The organism is Flavivirga algicola, from assembly GCF_012910715.1.
Taxonomy (GTDB): domain Bacteria; phylum Bacteroidota; class Bacteroidia; order Flavobacteriales; family Flavobacteriaceae; genus Flavivirga; species Flavivirga algicola.
Genome location: NZ_JABBHF010000006.1, coordinates 98,835 through 115,096, shown reverse-complemented (window position 1 = coordinate 115,096; position 16,262 = coordinate 98,835). Strand labels below are relative to the sequence as shown.

Sequence of the window (16,262 nt, the reverse complement as noted above, 5' to 3'; positions counted from 1 at the left end):
TATACATAAAAATTAAACTTCCATCTTCTAGCTTCAAACTTCACACTTTAATTAATCTGTCTACAATTATCAAATTTTGTTACGAATAATTTCTATAGTCCATTCTTTAAGCGACTCGTCCCAAGACTTAAAACTGGCGTAAAAATCTTCTTTGTCGTACCAATACCAATATAACACATCTTTGGGTGAGATATTCACCAACAGTTTCCAAATTAAATCCTGGTGCTTGCCTTCCAACGAGGAATGCGGCTTGTGTAAAGCTTCAAATAGTTTTAAATCTACAATGTCTGCTATTTTATATTGATTACTGGTTTCTAGTTTTTCTAGATAGCGCTCAACACTCATGACTCTTTTTCGAGATTCAATATCTAATTTATTCAGATAGCTTTTATATAAAATAGGATCGTTTAAAATGTCTTTAATAGGATGTTGCGTTTCCTCTAGGTATTGGGTTATTTCAAACTTTTTAATACGTTCGTAACGTTCTGTTTGTACTGCAGCTTCCAGATCGTATTCTATAATAACATGATCGCGCAATTTATCCATCAATTCGGGTTGGCGAATATGATATATCAGCACTTGATAATTAGTATCCTTAATAGCCTCTTTATGCCAAGCTTCATCTTCAAAAACAACTATAGGTGTAATAAAATCCCGCAACACATAAACTCCTTTAAATGCTTTAGTATAAAAAGAATCTGTGGTAAACTGCAAACTTTGTAATTCTAGATCCCGATCCCTCAGATCTCCATAAGTTTTGGCAGATGTTAATAATTGTTCGTGAATTTTCTCATCAATAAAATTATACCCCTTTTTGAAGGTTTCAATAAGCTCTAATTGCTTTTTTTGAACGTTTATCAGATCATTTATTAAGTGAAAGCTTATAGTCACCGTATTGTATTTTAAAACATCCAAAGGTTCATAAAAAGCGTCAATACCTTGATCGAAATCTAAACAGATGGCACAATCTCGGGTAATATCGTTTATTTTTTCTCCATATGTTTTAAAAACATATTGCATTATTTCTCTATCGAAAGTATGAAAAGGCGCATATACTGGTTTTCCTTTTTGAAGCGGAGAGATTATAATACCATGTGCATTGGCATCTCCATTGTTTAGATAGTGTACTTCTTTTTTTTCTTCTGAAATCTCTGGGCTCCAGCCTATACCATCTATATGAAACGTCTTTAGCTTCGTTTTTGCAACCCCAAGTTTTACCAAACATTTATTATAACGCTCCACCAGTTTTCCGCTCACAGGTATGAGTTCGCTTCTGTATAAATTGGCCTCTATTAATTTTTGCATGCTTCTCTATTCCTGTGCAGGCAGGAATCTTATTATTATAATCTGTTATTTTACTTACTACGAATTAATTAATAATTATTTATTAAAATAGGTTTCGATTGCACTCAACCAGACATTTTAAAATACTATAAATTATTCCAATAGCTTATGAATCAAAGCATATTGCAACAAAACAATCGTTCTTGTATCATGAATCTCCCCAGCATTTAGCATATTAACCGCTTCTTTAAAAGGTATTTCCAATACTTCAATATCTTCATGCTCACTTTCCAATCCGCCACCATCATTAACTTTCATATCATCTCTATATTCACCGATAAAAAAATGCATCTTTTCGGTCATGACTCCAGGAGACGAATAGGCTTCGTATATTTTTTTTACTTCTTTTAACCTATAACCCACTTCCTCTTCAGTTTCTCTAATAACACATGCTTCTGGGCTATCATGGTCTAACATCCCAGCAGCAATCTCAACCAAAAAACCATCTTTATTATCGTTTAAATACGTGGGCATTCTAAATTGTTTGGTTAAAATAATGGTTCCTTTTCGTTTATTGTACAATAAAATTCCAGCACCATCCCCCCGATCGTATACTTCCCTCATTTGATTTACCCATTCGCCACTTTTCATTAAATAATCAAAAGAGACTTTATTTAAGGTGTAGTAGTTATCTGAAAGTAAAGTATGTTCTATATTTTTAACCTGCTCATCAATCATTTTCAAATACTTTTCTGGCTTCTGTTTCTATATTCAACTGGTTGACTCTGGCATCTACTTTTCGTTTAAAATCGGTATCTGCTATGGTTGCTACATTGTCTAAATAGCGTACAACTTCTTGGCGACGAATTTCGGAAAAATCCAAGCCTTTCATATTGGCTCGCATCAATTCCTGAAGCATGTTAAACTTGGTTTTATAATCTTGTTTGAAATAAATCTCTGGATTGTTAAACCAATCATCTTCTAGATCAAAATCTGTTAAGCGTAATGACACAGCACTTTGAATATTTCTAACATCGCGTGATGAAAAGAATGGAAATGCTTTTTGCATGTCTTTATAGAGATTAGCATAGAATAAATGCTCATTTGTTCTAAATCGTTTTTCTATGTTATCGTAAATCTCATGCACACGCGCTTCAGTTGGTTTGTCGGTAACATTAAGAATTTCTCCCATGTTTTTTGCCAGTCCTTGGTCTTGTAAATAGGTGTAATTTTCTGGACCTTGCATATTTACAAAATCTGGCATCGTTTCATCCAGTTTACGCCACCACAAATGGTCTTGATCTAAAAAGTCATGCTCTGTTCTAGCGCCATCGATTTTAAACCGTCCTTGTACACGTGAGATTACGGCTTTGTCCAGCATTTCGGGTAAATTGGTAAAGAGGCCGATAGAACTATTTCCGTAGTTCACGGCATAAGCTCCTTCTGTATAGCGCAAAAATACACCTATGACTTCTTTTACACCCGCCGAAACACCTTGTGCGGTGCGTTCCTGTAAATTATTTTCTGCATCGTCTATAGGTGCAAAAATTAATTTTGAAGGATCTTGCATGGGTTTCATCCACTCTACCATTTTTTCTGCCGAACCTCCTTGAAAAGTGCTTATAAGCGTATCTGGCATGGGATGAAATAAAAATGGGATATCTAAAGCATCACAATGTTCCTTAAGTCGCGTGGCTATGGCCGCTATAAGCATACTCTTTCCTGTTCCAGGAATACCATAGCCCATAAAAACGGGCATAAAACCTCCCAATTCCTGAAACGGGTTTTTTTTAGCCTCGAAATCGTAGCTCAACATGCGTTCGGTTAAACGACGCGAAAAATGCTTGGCATCGCGGTTACCCACTATTTGTTCAAACTTGATTTTATTGAACTCAACACTTTTTGCAGTTCCCTGAAATACATTGCTCCAACCTGAAACAGCAAATTCCGATTTTTCTAATTTATAAGTTCTGTCCTCTATAGTTTCGGTATACTCCAAACTACTTTTACGTAGTTGAATTTCATCTATCAAGGCTTCAAAATAGACCACGGTAAAGTCAATAACGTCTTTATCAGATTTTATAATTTCTGGATGCCCCAAATATTTGTCATAATAAAACAAACTACAAGATATACCTTTTAAAGGGGTCATTAATGACACTTCTGGAATACCAGCAAACTTTTGCTTCATCACACTTAAATCATCAGACGCATAAGGCTTTAAGTCGTTTAATATTTTATAAGCCGTACTGAAAAGCATAAAGGCCGTAGCCGTATGCATTTTGCTTTCAAATTCACGTTTTCCGTTAGTATCTAAAGCTGATTTGTTTTCGTTTAAACTTGATAATCCCGATGAGTCATAATAACTGTCTTTAATCCAAATACCTAAAGTAATACCTTCTTGAACTGCATATAGTGTTCGATTCAAATAAATAGGAATGGCTATAGAGTCTGGTAATAAACGTTTTTTTAAAGCTAAAATGGTTTTTGAGACCGAGGTTATCTCAGCAGTATTACTGCCATTATTGGCACGCGACAGATATAATAAGATAGACTCATCTTTAGCATCATCATCTCTATTCTTTGCACGCTGCCCCTGTTCCCATTGTATACTTTTTAAATAGGCAGATGCCTCATCGCGAAGCATATCGAGTTCGTTTAGCTTTATTGGGAATGTTGAGTTGTGTTCCATTTCTTGGTGTTCTGTATTTGGTGAACAGTGTTCGTCCACAGTTTGCAGTGCTTACTGTTGCTTCTAAAACTTTGGTTATTATTTTACTTTTTAGTATATTTTAAACTACTCATTTCTACTGGCGGTTTGGCTAGATCGTTCATAAGCTCTGGTGTTTTGTTATACAATAGTTGAATGACACGGTGGGGAGCAAACACATAACTCTGCTTAAATATATTGTTCCATTTTTGAAGGATTTGTTTACTGAAAAAACCACCTTCTTTAAATTCACTTCCTGATGTTACTTCATCTATTCTTAATGAAATTGCATACGATTCTAAAGAAATTTCCTTTTTTCCGATACCTTCTAAAATGACATGCGTGATATCGTTTTCATCTTTTGCAAATACATTGTGCATGGGTCCCAAATCAATACGTTTTATGAGTTTGGGTGATACTTTTGATAGTTTCCTATCGATTGTATAGGCCATCGTATCTAAGGCCATATTTCTATCGGCTGTCGTTTTTAAAACTTCGTAAATGTCATCTTTATAATCTTGTACATCCGTTCCATTATAGTTGAAATACATAAAGCAAATAAATGGACGGTTGTGAGTCACGTCGAAAAAACTCCAACTGGTTAAGTATTTAGTACCTATTTCTTCTGGAGCACTAATAATCTTGCCTTGCACAAAACGATTAAAGATATATTGCTTCTTAACAGATGAATAATAAACTATGGAAGCCGCCTGAAACAATTTGCTTTTTTTAATAGGCTCTTTTTTACGCATTAGCGTATCTAAAAACTCTTCCTTTAAAGTGGTTATTGGTGTTAGTCTACCTAAGTAATCGTCGCGTAATTCTAAATCGTTGAACAAATACCGAAATTCCAAATAGTTTGGAAATCCAGAATAGGTTAAATCGACCTTCATATTATCTTCCTCATCATACATATACTTGATACGCATGGCCTCAATAGAATATAATAACAAATCGCAATACTGTTTAAACAAAAGCACCTCTTGATTATTACAAATCTTTTGTTGTTGTACAGCCACTATAAGCTCTTTAAAAGCAAAATCAACCATTTTATGATAGAAGACATAATGATCTTTTGAGTCTAGGACTGCTGAATCTAATGGTGTTACGATGTGATTTATGGACATTGATTAAGTATTCTGTTCAGTATTCGATAGTCTGTTTTGCTACGAATACACTAATATTTTATATTTTAAAAATTAGGCTTTCACTACGCACTATTTCAAGGAACCTAAATGTTTAACTTGCATTACGCATAGTTAACGTTTTTAATCCCAAGGCGTAACAAAAAATCAAATTTTAAGTTTCACTTTTAATTGAGATTCCCGCTTTCGCGGGAATAATAAATATTAGGATAACAAATCATCGTCACTAGCTTCTGGTTTTGGTTGGCCTTCTGGTTCGTTACCATCTCCTTCTGAAGCTTTATTGGGATCGACTTTATAGTAATCTTCAAAAATCTCTTTCATATCAATGCCATAGCGCTCTGCAAAATTCTTTTGAATATCACTATCTTTAGCACGGATTTCCTGTAAAGCCTCGGCATAACTACTATAAACACCTTGCATTACTTTTTCGTGAACTGGGATATTATCCATCATATCTTGACGTGCTTTAGCACTTGCTGTATGCATAGATGCTAAGGTTTCCCCAATGTGTTCATCTGTTTTCACCCCTAAATGCTCTAAAATAGCCGCAAATTCCTGATCGGTTCTTGCTTTTAATGCAACTACATAACCATCATAATATTTTAAACGCTCTTCGGTATCACTCTTTAATTTAGCGCGATGTGTTTGTAAATTGCTGCGTAAAGAAGTTAATACTTTAATGGTTAAATTATGCTTGTGCACAAAACTATCCTTACTAGCAGCAAGTGTCGTGTAAGCATTCTTTAAACCTTCTAATTCTTCTACTTTTTGCTCTAGAGTTGTTACTTTACCAACGGCTTGTGCATAATCTGCAGATTGTTTGTCTGCTATATCCTCAAGCTCTTGGCGGGCTTGTTTTAATAAAGCGTATTGCTCTTCCAACTTGGCCTCTACCTCTTTCTTCTTTTCTAAAGCCTTTGTATGATTTTTTGTAGCTTCTACAATAGCATCTTGCAATTTGTCTTCTACTTCTTTAATCTCTACTTCACGATTTTTAAGTCTGCCAACCGCAGCTTGAGATTTGTAGGATAATTCACTTAACAGTGTTTGTACATCGGCACTTTCAATACGTTCCTGAAACATGGCTTTTGCCTTATTATCGGCAGCAGCACGTGTTTTTTCAGCAGCCTGAAGTTCTTCTTGGGCTTTTTTGATTTTGCTCTTACGTCCCCAAAGGTTGTTCCACCAAGTGTCTGGCTTTGCTTCGGCATCTTCTAATTCTATTTTAGCACGTTCTAAAGCTTTTTGAGCATCATCAATAACTTTTTGTTCGGTAGCATTAAGTGAAGAGAATTTTTCGAAAATAATACCGACCTCATCTTGATAATCTGTAAGGTCTTTTATCGCATCTAAGAGTGTTGTTCTATCTTTTTCTGCCATGTGTACCACATCATCTAAAGTGGCATTTAGTATTTTTTGTCGAACTTCCGGGTCATCTTCTTGAGACAATTTAGATTTCATAGTGTCTATGGCTTTTCCCCAATTGACATCTACTTTCTCTGTTTTCTCGTTAGAATTGGTTTCCAATAAATCAAAATCGTCTGACATAGGGAGTGATGTGTTTTTTAGTTGTACAAATATTTAGCTAAGCAATTTCGTTAAAAAAAATCAATTTTAAAAGCAAACAAATGTTTACTTTTTGATTCCCTTTGTCAAGGTAATGACAGTTAAATGGAAATCTAAAATTAAAATTTGAGAAATGATTTTTAACTTATCCTTCTTTAATTATTGGTATAATATATTATAAAAATGTTACATCCTTTTTTATCATCAACTATTTTATTATGTCTTTATGTTGCATTTTTAGATTGTCTAATGAATAAATTATTGTTATATTTGAGAGGCTATTAACCCAAGACATATTAACTAACTATTTGATTACATTGTTACTAGCACCCCTCTTAATGAAACAATCTGATATTGTAACAACTTTAATTATTGTTGTTGTTATCTTCTCTATTTTATTGATTTTAGGTGTAAGGAAATCCTATAAATTAAAAAAGGAAAACGAAGCTTTAAACAATATGGATACTGAAATGCCAGATGAAGAAGCGGCTTATAAAGATTTTACAGATGGGCATATGTATGATAATAACTAGAACAATTATAATGGAAGCTATATTGGTTTTAGTCGTATTGATCTCACCCATGTTGATATTAACTATTTGCTATTAACAGCAAATTGAAACAATGCAAAAAGTTGATTACTAAATTTAATCGAAACCAAAGAACTATTGAAGCTTTAGATGTTTCTGGTTTTAAATTAGGCACTGGACATATTTACAAAAAATAAAAACGCCCACTTTTCAGCAGGCGTTTTATAAATTTATCTTACCAGTTTTTTATATTTTATGCGTTTCGGCATTAAATCGCCACCAAGACGTTTCTTTTTATTTTCTTCGTAATCACTAAAGCTACCTTCAAAGAAATATACTTGAGAATCTCCTTCGAAGGCAAGAATATGTGTACATATTCTATCCAAAAACCACCTATCGTGCGATATAACGACTGCACAGCCTGCAAAGTTTTCTAAGCCTTCTTCTAAAGCTCTTAATGTATTTACATCAAGATCGTTAGTCGGCTCATCTAAAAGCAATACGTTTCCTTCTTCTTTAAGCGTCATCGCCAAATGCAAACGGTTTCTTTCTCCTCCAGAAAGCAACTTAACTTTCTTATTTTGTTCACTTCCAGAAAAATTAAAACGACTTAAGTAAGCACGTGAATTTACCTGCTTACCTCCCATCATGACCAACTCTTGTTCGTCACTGAAGTTTTGCCAAATCGATTTTTCTGGATCAATATTTGAATGGCTTTGATCTACATAAGCGATTTGAGCCGTTTCCCCTACCTTAAACTCACCTTTGTCGGGTGTTTCTTCTCCCATGATCATTCTAAAAATAGTGGTTTTTCCAGCACCATTGGGCCCAATAACGCCCACTATACCCGCCTGAGGCAGGTTAAAGTTTAAATCGTCGTATAACAATTTATCATCATAACCTTTACTAACAGTAATAGCCTCAATAACATTGGTTCCTAATCTCGGACCGTTAGGAATATATATTTCTAATTTTTCGTCAAGTTGTTTTTGATCTTGACTCATTAACTTATCGTAGTTCTTTAAACGCGCCTTTTGTTTAGTCTGACGTCCTTTAGCTCCTTGTCTTACCCACTCTAACTCGCGTTCTAAAGTTTTCTGACGTTTTGAAGCCGTTTTACTTTCCTGCGCCAAGCGCTTTGATTTCTGGTCTAGCCAAGAAGAATAATTTCCTTTCCACGGAATCCCTTCACCTCTATCCAATTCTAAAATCCAACCCGCTACATTATCCAAAAAGTATCTATCATGCGTTACTGCTATCACAGTACCTTTATATTGAGCTAAATGATGCTCTAACCAATGTACAGATTCTGCATCTAAGTGGTTTGTTGGCTCATCTAATAATAACACGTCCGGTTCTTGTAAAAGTAAACGACATAGAGCAACACGACGCCTCTCTCCACCAGAAAGTACACCAATTTTCTTATCGCCGTCTGGTGTGCGTAATGCATCCATGGCTATTTCTAGCTTAGTATCCAACTCCCAGGCGTTAGCGGCATCAATTTGGTCTTGAAGCTCAGCCTGACGGTTCATTAATTTTTCCATTTTGTCAGGATCGGAATATACTTCTTCCAAACCAAACATATCGTTAATCTTATTATACTCATCAAGAATGGCAACAGTTTCGGCAGCACCTTCTCGTACCACTTCCATCACAGTCTTGTTATCATCTAATTTTGGTTCCTGTTCTAAAAACCCAACAGAGTAATCTTGTAAAAATGTTACATCACCTTGATAACTTTTATCTACACCTGCTATAATTTTTAACAACGTAGATTTACCAGAGCCGTTAAGCCCTAAAATCCCAATTTTAGCTCCGTAAAAGAAGCTTAAATAAATATTTTTTAATACGGGCGTATTGGCACCTTGAAATGTCTTGGTTAAACCAGACATTGAGAAAATTACTTTTTTATCGTCACTCATTATCAGTAATTTGGTTTATAGTCGTCAGACTTTATAATATGTAAAAAATTTTCAATTAAAAAACAGAAAAAAATCAAACTCTTCCTTTTAAAGCATTAAATACCCATGCATTAGCAAAAAAGCCTACTCCTACAGCAGCAAAGCCCCAGCCTGCAACATCATCATATCTAAAAGCTCCTAAACCAATCAATGCTAATCCTACAAAAATCATTACCCATGTGGCCCAGGCCAACACAGTGTTTTTATTCATTGCCATAATAATCTATTTCATTTTGGGCGCAGCCTTTAGTTACCCAAGGTTAGGTATATTACGGTATCTTTTAGATTATTCTAATATTTAACATATAGCACGTTAAATATTCTAAAAAAGACACTGTTTTCTATCCTTTGCGCAGTTAGAGCAGCAAATATCGTATTTTTAAATAAAAAAAACATCCTTTTCAGGATGCTTTCTTATTGAACTGGTTTAAACTTTTAAAAAATCAATTCATTGGTACTTCTATAATTAGTATTTTAGAATTTACATTCGATTTTATTATAACTTGATCTGTTTCATAAATTCCTATGGCATCTCTATTTTCAAGTATTTGCCCTCCAACTTCAATTTCACCTTCAATTAAAAATATATAGAAACCATTGTTTTTATTTTTCAGAGGTGTCATAATCTCATGCCCTGAATCTAAATCTGAGCGATATATATATGCTTGTTGGCTAATAGGCAATGCATCGCCTTCTAACTTGTCTTTAGGAGCTACTAGAGTTTGCAAATTATTCTTTTGATCTAGAATATCAAACTTTCTTTGTTCATAATTGGGCGTGACATTAAGTGTCTCTGGAATAATCCAAAGTTGTAAAAAGTTAACATCATCTGTTTTGCTATCGTTAAACTCGGAATGTGTCAAACCTGTACCTGCACTCATTACTTGTATTTCCCCTACTTCAATAGCCCGTTTATTTCCCATACTGTCTTTATGAGACAATGCTCCTTTTAAAGGAATTGAAATAATTTCCATATTTTGATGTGGATGTGTTCCGAACCCCATTTTTGGCTGTACAACATCATCATTAAGCACACGGAGTGCGCCAAAATTCATGCGTTCTGCATCTTGGTAACCTGCGAAACTAAATGTGTGATGAGATTTTAGCCAACCATGATTGGCATACCCTCTGGTATCTGCTTTGTGAATTATTGTTTTCATTGTTATAGTATATTTTTGCATTCCCTCGTAAGAGGGAATCTCATTTATTTAATGACTTCGTTTTGTAAGCTATTTAATTTGCTGGAAGAAACCCCATTTTGCCCATTTGATAATCCCGCATGGCTTCCATGATTTCTGTTTGTGTATTCATAACGTACGGTCCATAAGTTGCTACTTTCTCATTAAAAGGTTCGCCTGAAAGAAATAGCAATTTACTTGTTTCATGGCCTTTAACAGAAAATCCGTCACCATCTTGATTAAACTGAATTAATTGGTTTTTATCAAGTTTCAAAACTTCTGAACTGTTAATTAGCGCTTCTCCATTTAATAAATATAACATGGACTGATGTGTTTTAGGCACTTCAATAAAGTACTCTCCTCCTGCCTCAATATCAATCATATAAGTATTTACAGGTGTTTGTGTACTTATCTTTCCATAAGCCCCTTCTAATTCACCTGCAATTATTTGAATTTTCACTTTATCATCTTCAGAATTGAGGATATTAAATTCCTCATTTTTTGCATGTTGATAATTGGCAGGAATCATTTTCTTTTCTGCTGGTAAATTCAGCCATAATTGGATTCCTTCAAGAATACCGCCTTTTTGTACAAAGCCTTTTGCTGGCCCCTCGGCATGAATGATGCCACGCCCAGCAGTGGTCCATTGCACGTCACCTGCTTTAACTATACTTTCATTACCTAAGGAGTCTCTGTGTAATTGTTCTCCTTGAATTAAAAATGTAATGGGTTCGAAACCACGATGTGGATGTGGCCCTAGATCAAATGGGTTATTATCTTCAGAAATTTCATAAGGACCATAATGGTGTAATAATATATATGGATCAACCATGTCTATATTTCGGCTTGGTAATGGCTGTCTTAATTGTATGGGTCCCATATTAACAAAATCGCTTCTACTTATTGCCTTTATTGTATTTGATTTCATGAGTTATATCTATTGTTTTTTTATTTCCTTGAAAAAGTTTTTTATTTTCCATGGAAACTATTTGTTTAAAAAAATGCAAAGTCTATCGCATTTTATCTAGCAAATTGCTTAATTGTTCTGCTTCTTCTTCATTTAAGTTTTTTAATAAATCTCTATTTATGTTTTGAGGAATAGACTTCAAAAGTTGTTTCCCCTTGTCTGTGATAACAATTTTAACAACACGCCTATCATGTTCAGATGGCAAACGCTTAATATAATCCTTCGCACATAATTTATCCATTAACCGTGTTGCATTAGGAGAACGTTCAAGCATTCTATCTTTTATAACCTGTACATTTAAAGGTTCTTTTGCACCATTTAGTATTCTTAAAATATTGTATTGTTGAGGAGAAATTCCATAAGGTTTAAAGAAATCATTTTGATAACTTGTTATCCAACTTGCCGTATAGATTATGTTCAGCAAGGCCTTAACTCTGTTATTTGGAAATTTTGAATTGATATCTTTAGAAAAGTCTCCCATATTTAAATATTCAGTTAACAATCTTCAATGTTTACAAACAATTACAGTGCTTTCTGAAATGTTACAGCTTTATTCTTTAAATCGGAATTTAGTACTTCGTTTGTTATTTTTCCTTCAGAAAAATTATCATTAAATGATGGAAATGAAAAGTCTGCAACTATATTCCCGCCCATATACCCAAAGCGTCCTTTGGCAATATCCAGAACAGTCGCGCCTCCTCTACCTCCAGGTGAAGTCGCCATCAATAACATGGGTTTCTCACTCCATAATTTACCATCAATTCGAGACATCCAATCAAATAGGTTTTTAAATGCTGTGGAATAAACACCATTATGCTCTGCTAATGATAAAATGATACCATCGGATGATTTTATTATGTCTAAAAATTTATGAGCGTTGTCTGGTATACCGTGATCAATTTCGTAATCGATACCATATAAAGGTAATTCAAAATCGTTTAAATCTAAAATATCAACTTCCACACCTTCAACTAGACTTGATGCATAGGTTGCTAATTTCTTGTTTATCGATTTTTTACTATTGGTTCCTGCAAATGCTATAATGTTTTTCATAAGTATAAATTATTTTAATAGTACAAATATAGAATAAAAATATTTAGTTTCCAAGGAAACTAATTCCATGTTATATATTTTGTGATTTCATTAACAAAAATCAAAATACATGTACTTTATATAGAATTTCTATTTTTACAGGAATGTCAACTTTTGTACATTAGCAACAAACTAATCATACATGGATATTAACTTCAATAAAAACGAAGATCACAATAAACTCTTACTCTCCGAATTAAACAAACGTCTAGCAAAAGTAAGTCTTGGTGGTGGCAAAAAGCGCATTGAAAAACTCCATGCCAAGGGAAAAATGACAGCTAGGGAACGTATCGATTATCTATTAGATGCCAAATCTAAATCTATCGAAGTTGGTGCTTTTGCTGGAGAAGATATGTATACAGATCATGGTGGATGTCCATCAGGAGGTGTTGTGGTGAAGATTGGCTATATTAAAGGAAAACAATGTATTGTCGTGGCTAACGATGCTACAGTTAAAGCTGGTGCCTGGTTCCCTATAACTGGAAAAAAGAATTTACGAGCCCAGGAAATAGCTATTGAAAATAAACTTCCTATAATTTATTTAGTGGATTCTGCTGGTGTTTATTTACCCATGCAGGATGAAATATTTCCAGATAAGGAACATTTTGGACGCATTTTTAGAAACAATGCGGTTATGAGCAGCATGGGCATTACTCAAATTGCTGCTGTCATGGGAAGTTGTGTTGCTGGAGGGGCTTATTTACCTATTATGAGTGATGAAGCTTTAATCGTCGACAAAACGGGGAGTATCTTCCTTGCTGGTAGTTACTTAGTAAAAGCTGCCATTGGTGAAACTATTGATAACGAAACTTTAGGAGGAGCCACAACGCATTGTGAAATTTCTGGAGTGACAGATTACAAGGCAAAAGATGATAAAGACGCTTTAAATACTATTAAAAATATTATTGATAAAATTGGCGATTATGATAAGGCTGGTTTTAATAGAAGTGACTCTAAAAAGCCAAAAGAAAATCCCGAAGAAATTTATGGTATTTTGCCTAAATCCAGAGCAGATCAATACGATATGTATGAGATTATAAAGCGATTGGTTGATAATTCGGAATTTGATGAATATAAGGCTGGTTATGGACAAACCATTATTACTTGCTATGCCAGGATAGATGGCTGGGCAGTAGGCATTGTAGCCAATCAGCGTAAACTCGTAAAAACAAAAAAAGGTGAAATGCAATTTGGAGGCGTTATTTATAATGATAGTGCAGACAAGGCAACACGTTTCATTGCGAACTGTAATCAGAAAAAAATCCCATTAGTATTTTTACAAGATGTCACTGGTTTTATGGTTGGTAGCAAGAGTGAACATGGTGGTATTATTAAAGATGGCGCTAAAATGGTAAATGCAGTTAGTAATTCTGTGGTTCCGAAGTTCACGATTGTTATTGGTAATAGCTACGGAGCGGGTAATTATGCGATGTGTGGAAAGGCTTATGATCCCAGATTCATCGTTGCATGGCCAAGTGCAGAACTTGCTGTTATGAGTGGTAATTCGGCAGCCAAAGTGTTGTTGCAAATTGAAAAAGCTTCGTTAGAAAAGCAAGGCGAAAAAATTACCCCTGAAAAAGAAACTGAACTTTTTAACAAAATAAAAGATCGATACGACAACCAAGTATCTCCATATTATGCAGCAGCTCGTATTTGGACAGATGCTATTATCAATCCCTTAGATACCAGAAATTGGATTAGTATGGGAATTGAAGCTGCCAACCATGCCCCTATTGAAAAACCATTTAATTTAGGCGTTCTGCAGGTATAATGAAACATTCCCAACCCCAAATTTGTTTAGATCATGAAAAAAAAGACTATTGTAAGATTACTAATTTTACTTCTTGCTAGTTATGCACTATACTTAATTTATGCCTTCTATATTGACAATAATGACAATATAAAATCTATCTATTTAGTTCCAAAAGATGCTGTTTACATTATTGAAAGTCAGAAGCCAATTGACAATTGGAATACTATAAGCAAAAGCGATATTTGGAAGCATTTAAACACAAATACCTATTTTAACAGCCTTGCCGAAAGTCTTAATAAACTTGATACTATTTTTAAACAAGATGAAAGTACCTTTAAAAGGTTTGGAGATCGGGAAATATTAATATCTGCTCATATTTATACGCCAAGAAAATATGATTTTTTCTATGTGATCGATTTACAAAAAATAGCAAAACTAAATGTGTTAAAAAATCATTTAAATACCATTGTTAGCGATAATTTCAAAGTAAGTAGACGCAAATACCATGAGCACCAAATAACCGAAGTTTACGATACAAAAACTCGTGAGACATTATACATTAGCTTTATACAAAATCAAATGATCGTGTCTTATGTACATACGCTAGTTGAAGCTTCGATAGATCAATATTTAGAACCTGATATTGGCCGTGATCTTAATTTTTTGGAAGTCAGTAAAGAAGTTGGATACAATGATATGTTTCGTTTGTATTTTCAATATGAATATCTAGATGATTTTATTGAAGTATTTTCGAATGACTCTGGTTACCTTGGAAAGACGTTGAGCAACAGCTTAGAATTTAGCGGTTTTAGCTTTGATTTGGATGACAATACCATTATAGCAAACGGTATTACAAATTCTAACGATAAAGCAACAGCATACTTGAAAGCTCTGAAAAAATCTGGAAAAAGTACACGCACCATTAGTAAAGTTGCTCCAAAACAAACAGCTCTTTATTTAAGTTTTTCATTTAGCAGCTTTAATGAATTTTATAATAATTTTGAATCGATTCAAAAAGAAAACCCAGAACAATTTAAAAGCTATTTAGACGGCATAGAAAAAGTAGAAAACTTTTTAAAAATTGATCTAAAGGAACACTTTATGAGTTGGATTGATGATGAAATTGCACTACTCCAACTCCACTCCACAGTATCTCAATCTAAAAAAGATGTTGCTGTTGTTTTAAAAACCAATAATCGTAAAAAAGCCAAACAAAACTTAGATTTTATTTTAGAGCAAATACGAAAACGGAGTCCTGTAAAATTCAAAGAAGTTAATTATAAGGGCTATCCTATCAATTTCATGTCCATTAAAGGCTTTTTTAAGCTCCTTATAGGAAACTTGTTCAAAGAGATTGATAAGCCTTATTTTACGATAATAGAAGATTATGTTGTGTTTAGTAATCATCCTAATACTTTAAAGAGCATTATAAGTAGTTATACAAATGAAGAAACCCTGGACTCTTTTGAAGCTTATAACGACTTTAACGATGCATTCGATAGTAGATGTAGTGTTTTCTCTTATATCAATGCTCCTTATTTGTACAACAGTGCGTACAATTTTGTAGACACGAATACAAAAAATCAACTAAGAACGAATAAAGATTATTTTATTTGTTTTCCTCAAATTGGTATTCAGTTAACCCCAGAAAAAGATTTTTTTGAAAGTAAAATAGTGATCGATTATGAAGATCCTAGTATTGTAAAAACGAAATATAATTTTACTGATACAAGTACACTACTAAAACCAAACAAGCCACTTCGAATCATAGAAATTACAGAAGAAAATTTAAACAAAGAAACAGTTTTTAATATTCCTGAAATTTTCCCTACAGATTTAACCGCTAAAGAGTTTGTAAAAAAACATTCTAATGGAAAAACTAGATTTTCTGTAGAACTAAAGGATGGATTAAAACATGGAAACTATAAAGAGTATTATAGGAATGGTAAGCTTAAAATCTCTGGAAAGTATTCTAAGGATGAACAAAAAGGCACTTGGCGTGTTTATAATTTTGATGAGAACTTAGTATTTAAAAAGCGGTTTTGAAGCTATATATTTTCATTTTCTCACGAA

14 protein-coding genes are annotated in these 16,262 nt (G+C 33.9%); 3 read left to right on the top strand and 11 right to left on the bottom strand.

All coding sequences use genetic code 11. From position 1 onward, the window contains the following. Nucleotides 1-69 precede the first annotated feature (69 nt). The 5 genes from HHX25_RS11595 to HHX25_RS11575 all read right to left on the bottom strand — a co-directional run bounded on the left by HHX25_RS11595 (nucleotide 70) and on the right by HHX25_RS11575 (nucleotide 6,690). Nucleotides 70-1,305: a DUF6638 family protein gene (locus HHX25_RS11595; protein WP_169673378.1), complete on the bottom strand. Its 1,236-nt coding sequence runs from the start codon at nucleotides 1,303-1,305 to the stop codon at nucleotides 70-72. A 132-nt stretch (nucleotides 1,306-1,437) separates the two neighbouring features. After that, entirely contained in the window at nucleotides 1,438-2,022 is a 585-nt protein-coding gene (locus tag HHX25_RS11590; protein ID WP_169673374.1) for an NUDIX domain-containing protein, read from the bottom strand. Beyond that, nucleotides 2,015-3,976 carry an AAA family ATPase gene (locus tag HHX25_RS11585; RefSeq protein ID WP_169673371.1) on the bottom strand — a complete coding sequence of 654 codons (1,962 nt, stop codon included), beginning with the start codon at nucleotides 3,974-3,976 and terminating at the stop codon, nucleotides 2,015-2,017. The genes HHX25_RS11590 and HHX25_RS11585 overlap by 8 nt, the downstream gene beginning before the upstream one ends. A gap of 83 nt (nucleotides 3,977-4,059) precedes the next feature. Continuing rightward, nucleotides 4,060-5,121, bottom strand: a complete 1,062-nt coding sequence (locus HHX25_RS11580) for a hypothetical protein (protein WP_169673368.1) — start codon at nucleotides 5,119-5,121, stop codon at nucleotides 4,060-4,062. Between the two features lie 222 nt (nucleotides 5,122-5,343). After that, a complete protein-coding gene (locus HHX25_RS11575) occupies nucleotides 5,344-6,690 on the bottom strand; it encodes a coiled-coil domain-containing protein (protein WP_169673364.1) in 1,347 nt (448 codons plus the stop codon). A 356-nt stretch (nucleotides 6,691-7,046) separates the two neighbouring features. On the opposite strand from HHX25_RS11575, the gene HHX25_RS11570 reads away from it, so the two are divergent. After that, entirely contained in the window at nucleotides 7,047-7,241 is a 195-nt protein-coding gene (locus HHX25_RS11570; protein WP_169673360.1) for a hypothetical protein, read from the top strand. Between the two features lie 227 nt (nucleotides 7,242-7,468). On the opposite strand, the gene ettA is transcribed toward HHX25_RS11570, so the two are convergent. From ettA to HHX25_RS11540, 6 genes are all read right to left on the bottom strand, one after another. Then, nucleotides 7,469-9,160 (bottom strand): energy-dependent translational throttle protein EttA, encoded by a 1,692-nt coding sequence (gene ettA, locus HHX25_RS11565; protein WP_169673357.1) that lies wholly within the window; start codon nucleotides 9,158-9,160, stop codon nucleotides 7,469-7,471. A 73-nt stretch (nucleotides 9,161-9,233) separates the two neighbouring features. Next, entirely contained in the window at nucleotides 9,234-9,416 is a 183-nt protein-coding gene (locus HHX25_RS11560) for a CAL67264 family membrane protein (RefSeq protein WP_135877986.1), read from the bottom strand. Between the two features lie 226 nt (nucleotides 9,417-9,642). Beyond that, nucleotides 9,643-10,359 (bottom strand): pirin family protein, encoded by a 717-nt coding sequence (locus HHX25_RS11555; protein ID WP_169673354.1) that lies wholly within the window; start codon nucleotides 10,357-10,359, stop codon nucleotides 9,643-9,645. Nucleotides 10,360-10,432: 73 nt separating this feature from the next. Continuing rightward, nucleotides 10,433-11,305: a pirin family protein gene (locus HHX25_RS11550; protein ID WP_169673351.1), complete on the bottom strand. Its 873-nt coding sequence runs from the start codon at nucleotides 11,303-11,305 to the stop codon at nucleotides 10,433-10,435. An 82-nt stretch (nucleotides 11,306-11,387) separates the two neighbouring features. Further along, entirely contained in the window at nucleotides 11,388-11,825 is a 438-nt protein-coding gene (locus HHX25_RS11545) for a MarR family winged helix-turn-helix transcriptional regulator (protein ID WP_169673348.1), read from the bottom strand. A 41-nt stretch (nucleotides 11,826-11,866) separates the two neighbouring features. Then, nucleotides 11,867-12,397 carry an NADPH-dependent FMN reductase gene (locus tag HHX25_RS11540; RefSeq protein WP_169673345.1) on the bottom strand — a complete coding sequence of 177 codons (531 nt, stop codon included), beginning with the start codon at nucleotides 12,395-12,397 and terminating at the stop codon, nucleotides 11,867-11,869. 181 nt (nucleotides 12,398-12,578) lie between these two features. On the opposite strand from HHX25_RS11540, the gene HHX25_RS11535 reads away from it, so the two are divergent. Both HHX25_RS11535 and HHX25_RS11530 read left to right on the top strand, forming a co-directional pair. Then, entirely contained in the window at nucleotides 12,579-14,207 is a 1,629-nt protein-coding gene (locus tag HHX25_RS11535; RefSeq protein WP_169673342.1) for an acyl-CoA carboxylase subunit beta, read from the top strand. Nucleotides 14,208-14,240: 33 nt separating this feature from the next. After that, a complete protein-coding gene (locus HHX25_RS11530) occupies nucleotides 14,241-16,235 on the top strand; it encodes a DUF3352 domain-containing protein (protein WP_169673339.1) in 1,995 nt (664 codons plus the stop codon). Nucleotides 16,236-16,262: the final 27 nt, after the last annotated feature.

Bases quoted from the DNA above. Each gene is read 5' to 3' on its own strand.
- HHX25_RS11595 (WP_169673378.1), bottom strand. From the start codon at position 1,305: ATGCAAAAATTAATAGAGGCCAATTTATACAGAAGCGAACTCATACCT.
- HHX25_RS11590 (WP_169673374.1), bottom strand. From the start codon at position 2,022: ATGATTGATGAGCAGGTTAAAAATATAGAACATACTTTACTTTCAGAT.
- HHX25_RS11585 (WP_169673371.1), bottom strand. From the start codon at position 3,976: ATGGAACACAACTCAACATTCCCAATAAAGCTAAACGAACTCGATATG.
- HHX25_RS11580 (WP_169673368.1), bottom strand. From the start codon at position 5,121: ATGTCCATAAATCACATCGTAACACCATTAGATTCAGCAGTCCTAGAC.
- HHX25_RS11575 (WP_169673364.1), bottom strand. From the start codon at position 6,690: ATGTCAGACGATTTTGATTTATTGGAAACCAATTCTAACGAGAAAACA.
- HHX25_RS11570 (WP_169673360.1), top strand. From the start codon at position 7,047: ATGAAACAATCTGATATTGTAACAACTTTAATTATTGTTGTTGTTATC.
- ettA (WP_169673357.1), bottom strand. From the start codon at position 9,160: ATGAGTGACGATAAAAAAGTAATTTTCTCAATGTCTGGTTTAACCAAG.
- HHX25_RS11560 (WP_135877986.1), bottom strand. From the start codon at position 9,416: ATGGCAATGAATAAAAACACTGTGTTGGCCTGGGCCACATGGGTAATG.
- HHX25_RS11555 (WP_169673354.1), bottom strand. From the start codon at position 10,359: ATGAAAACAATAATTCACAAAGCAGATACCAGAGGGTATGCCAATCAT.
- HHX25_RS11550 (WP_169673351.1), bottom strand. From the start codon at position 11,305: ATGAAATCAAATACAATAAAGGCAATAAGTAGAAGCGATTTTGTTAAT.
- HHX25_RS11545 (WP_169673348.1), bottom strand. From the start codon at position 11,825: ATGGGAGACTTTTCTAAAGATATCAATTCAAAATTTCCAAATAACAGA.
- HHX25_RS11540 (WP_169673345.1), bottom strand. From the start codon at position 12,397: ATGAAAAACATTATAGCATTTGCAGGAACCAATAGTAAAAAATCGATA.
- HHX25_RS11535 (WP_169673342.1), top strand. From the start codon at position 12,579: ATGGATATTAACTTCAATAAAAACGAAGATCACAATAAACTCTTACTC.
- HHX25_RS11530 (WP_169673339.1), top strand. From the start codon at position 14,241: ATGAAAAAAAAGACTATTGTAAGATTACTAATTTTACTTCTTGCTAGT.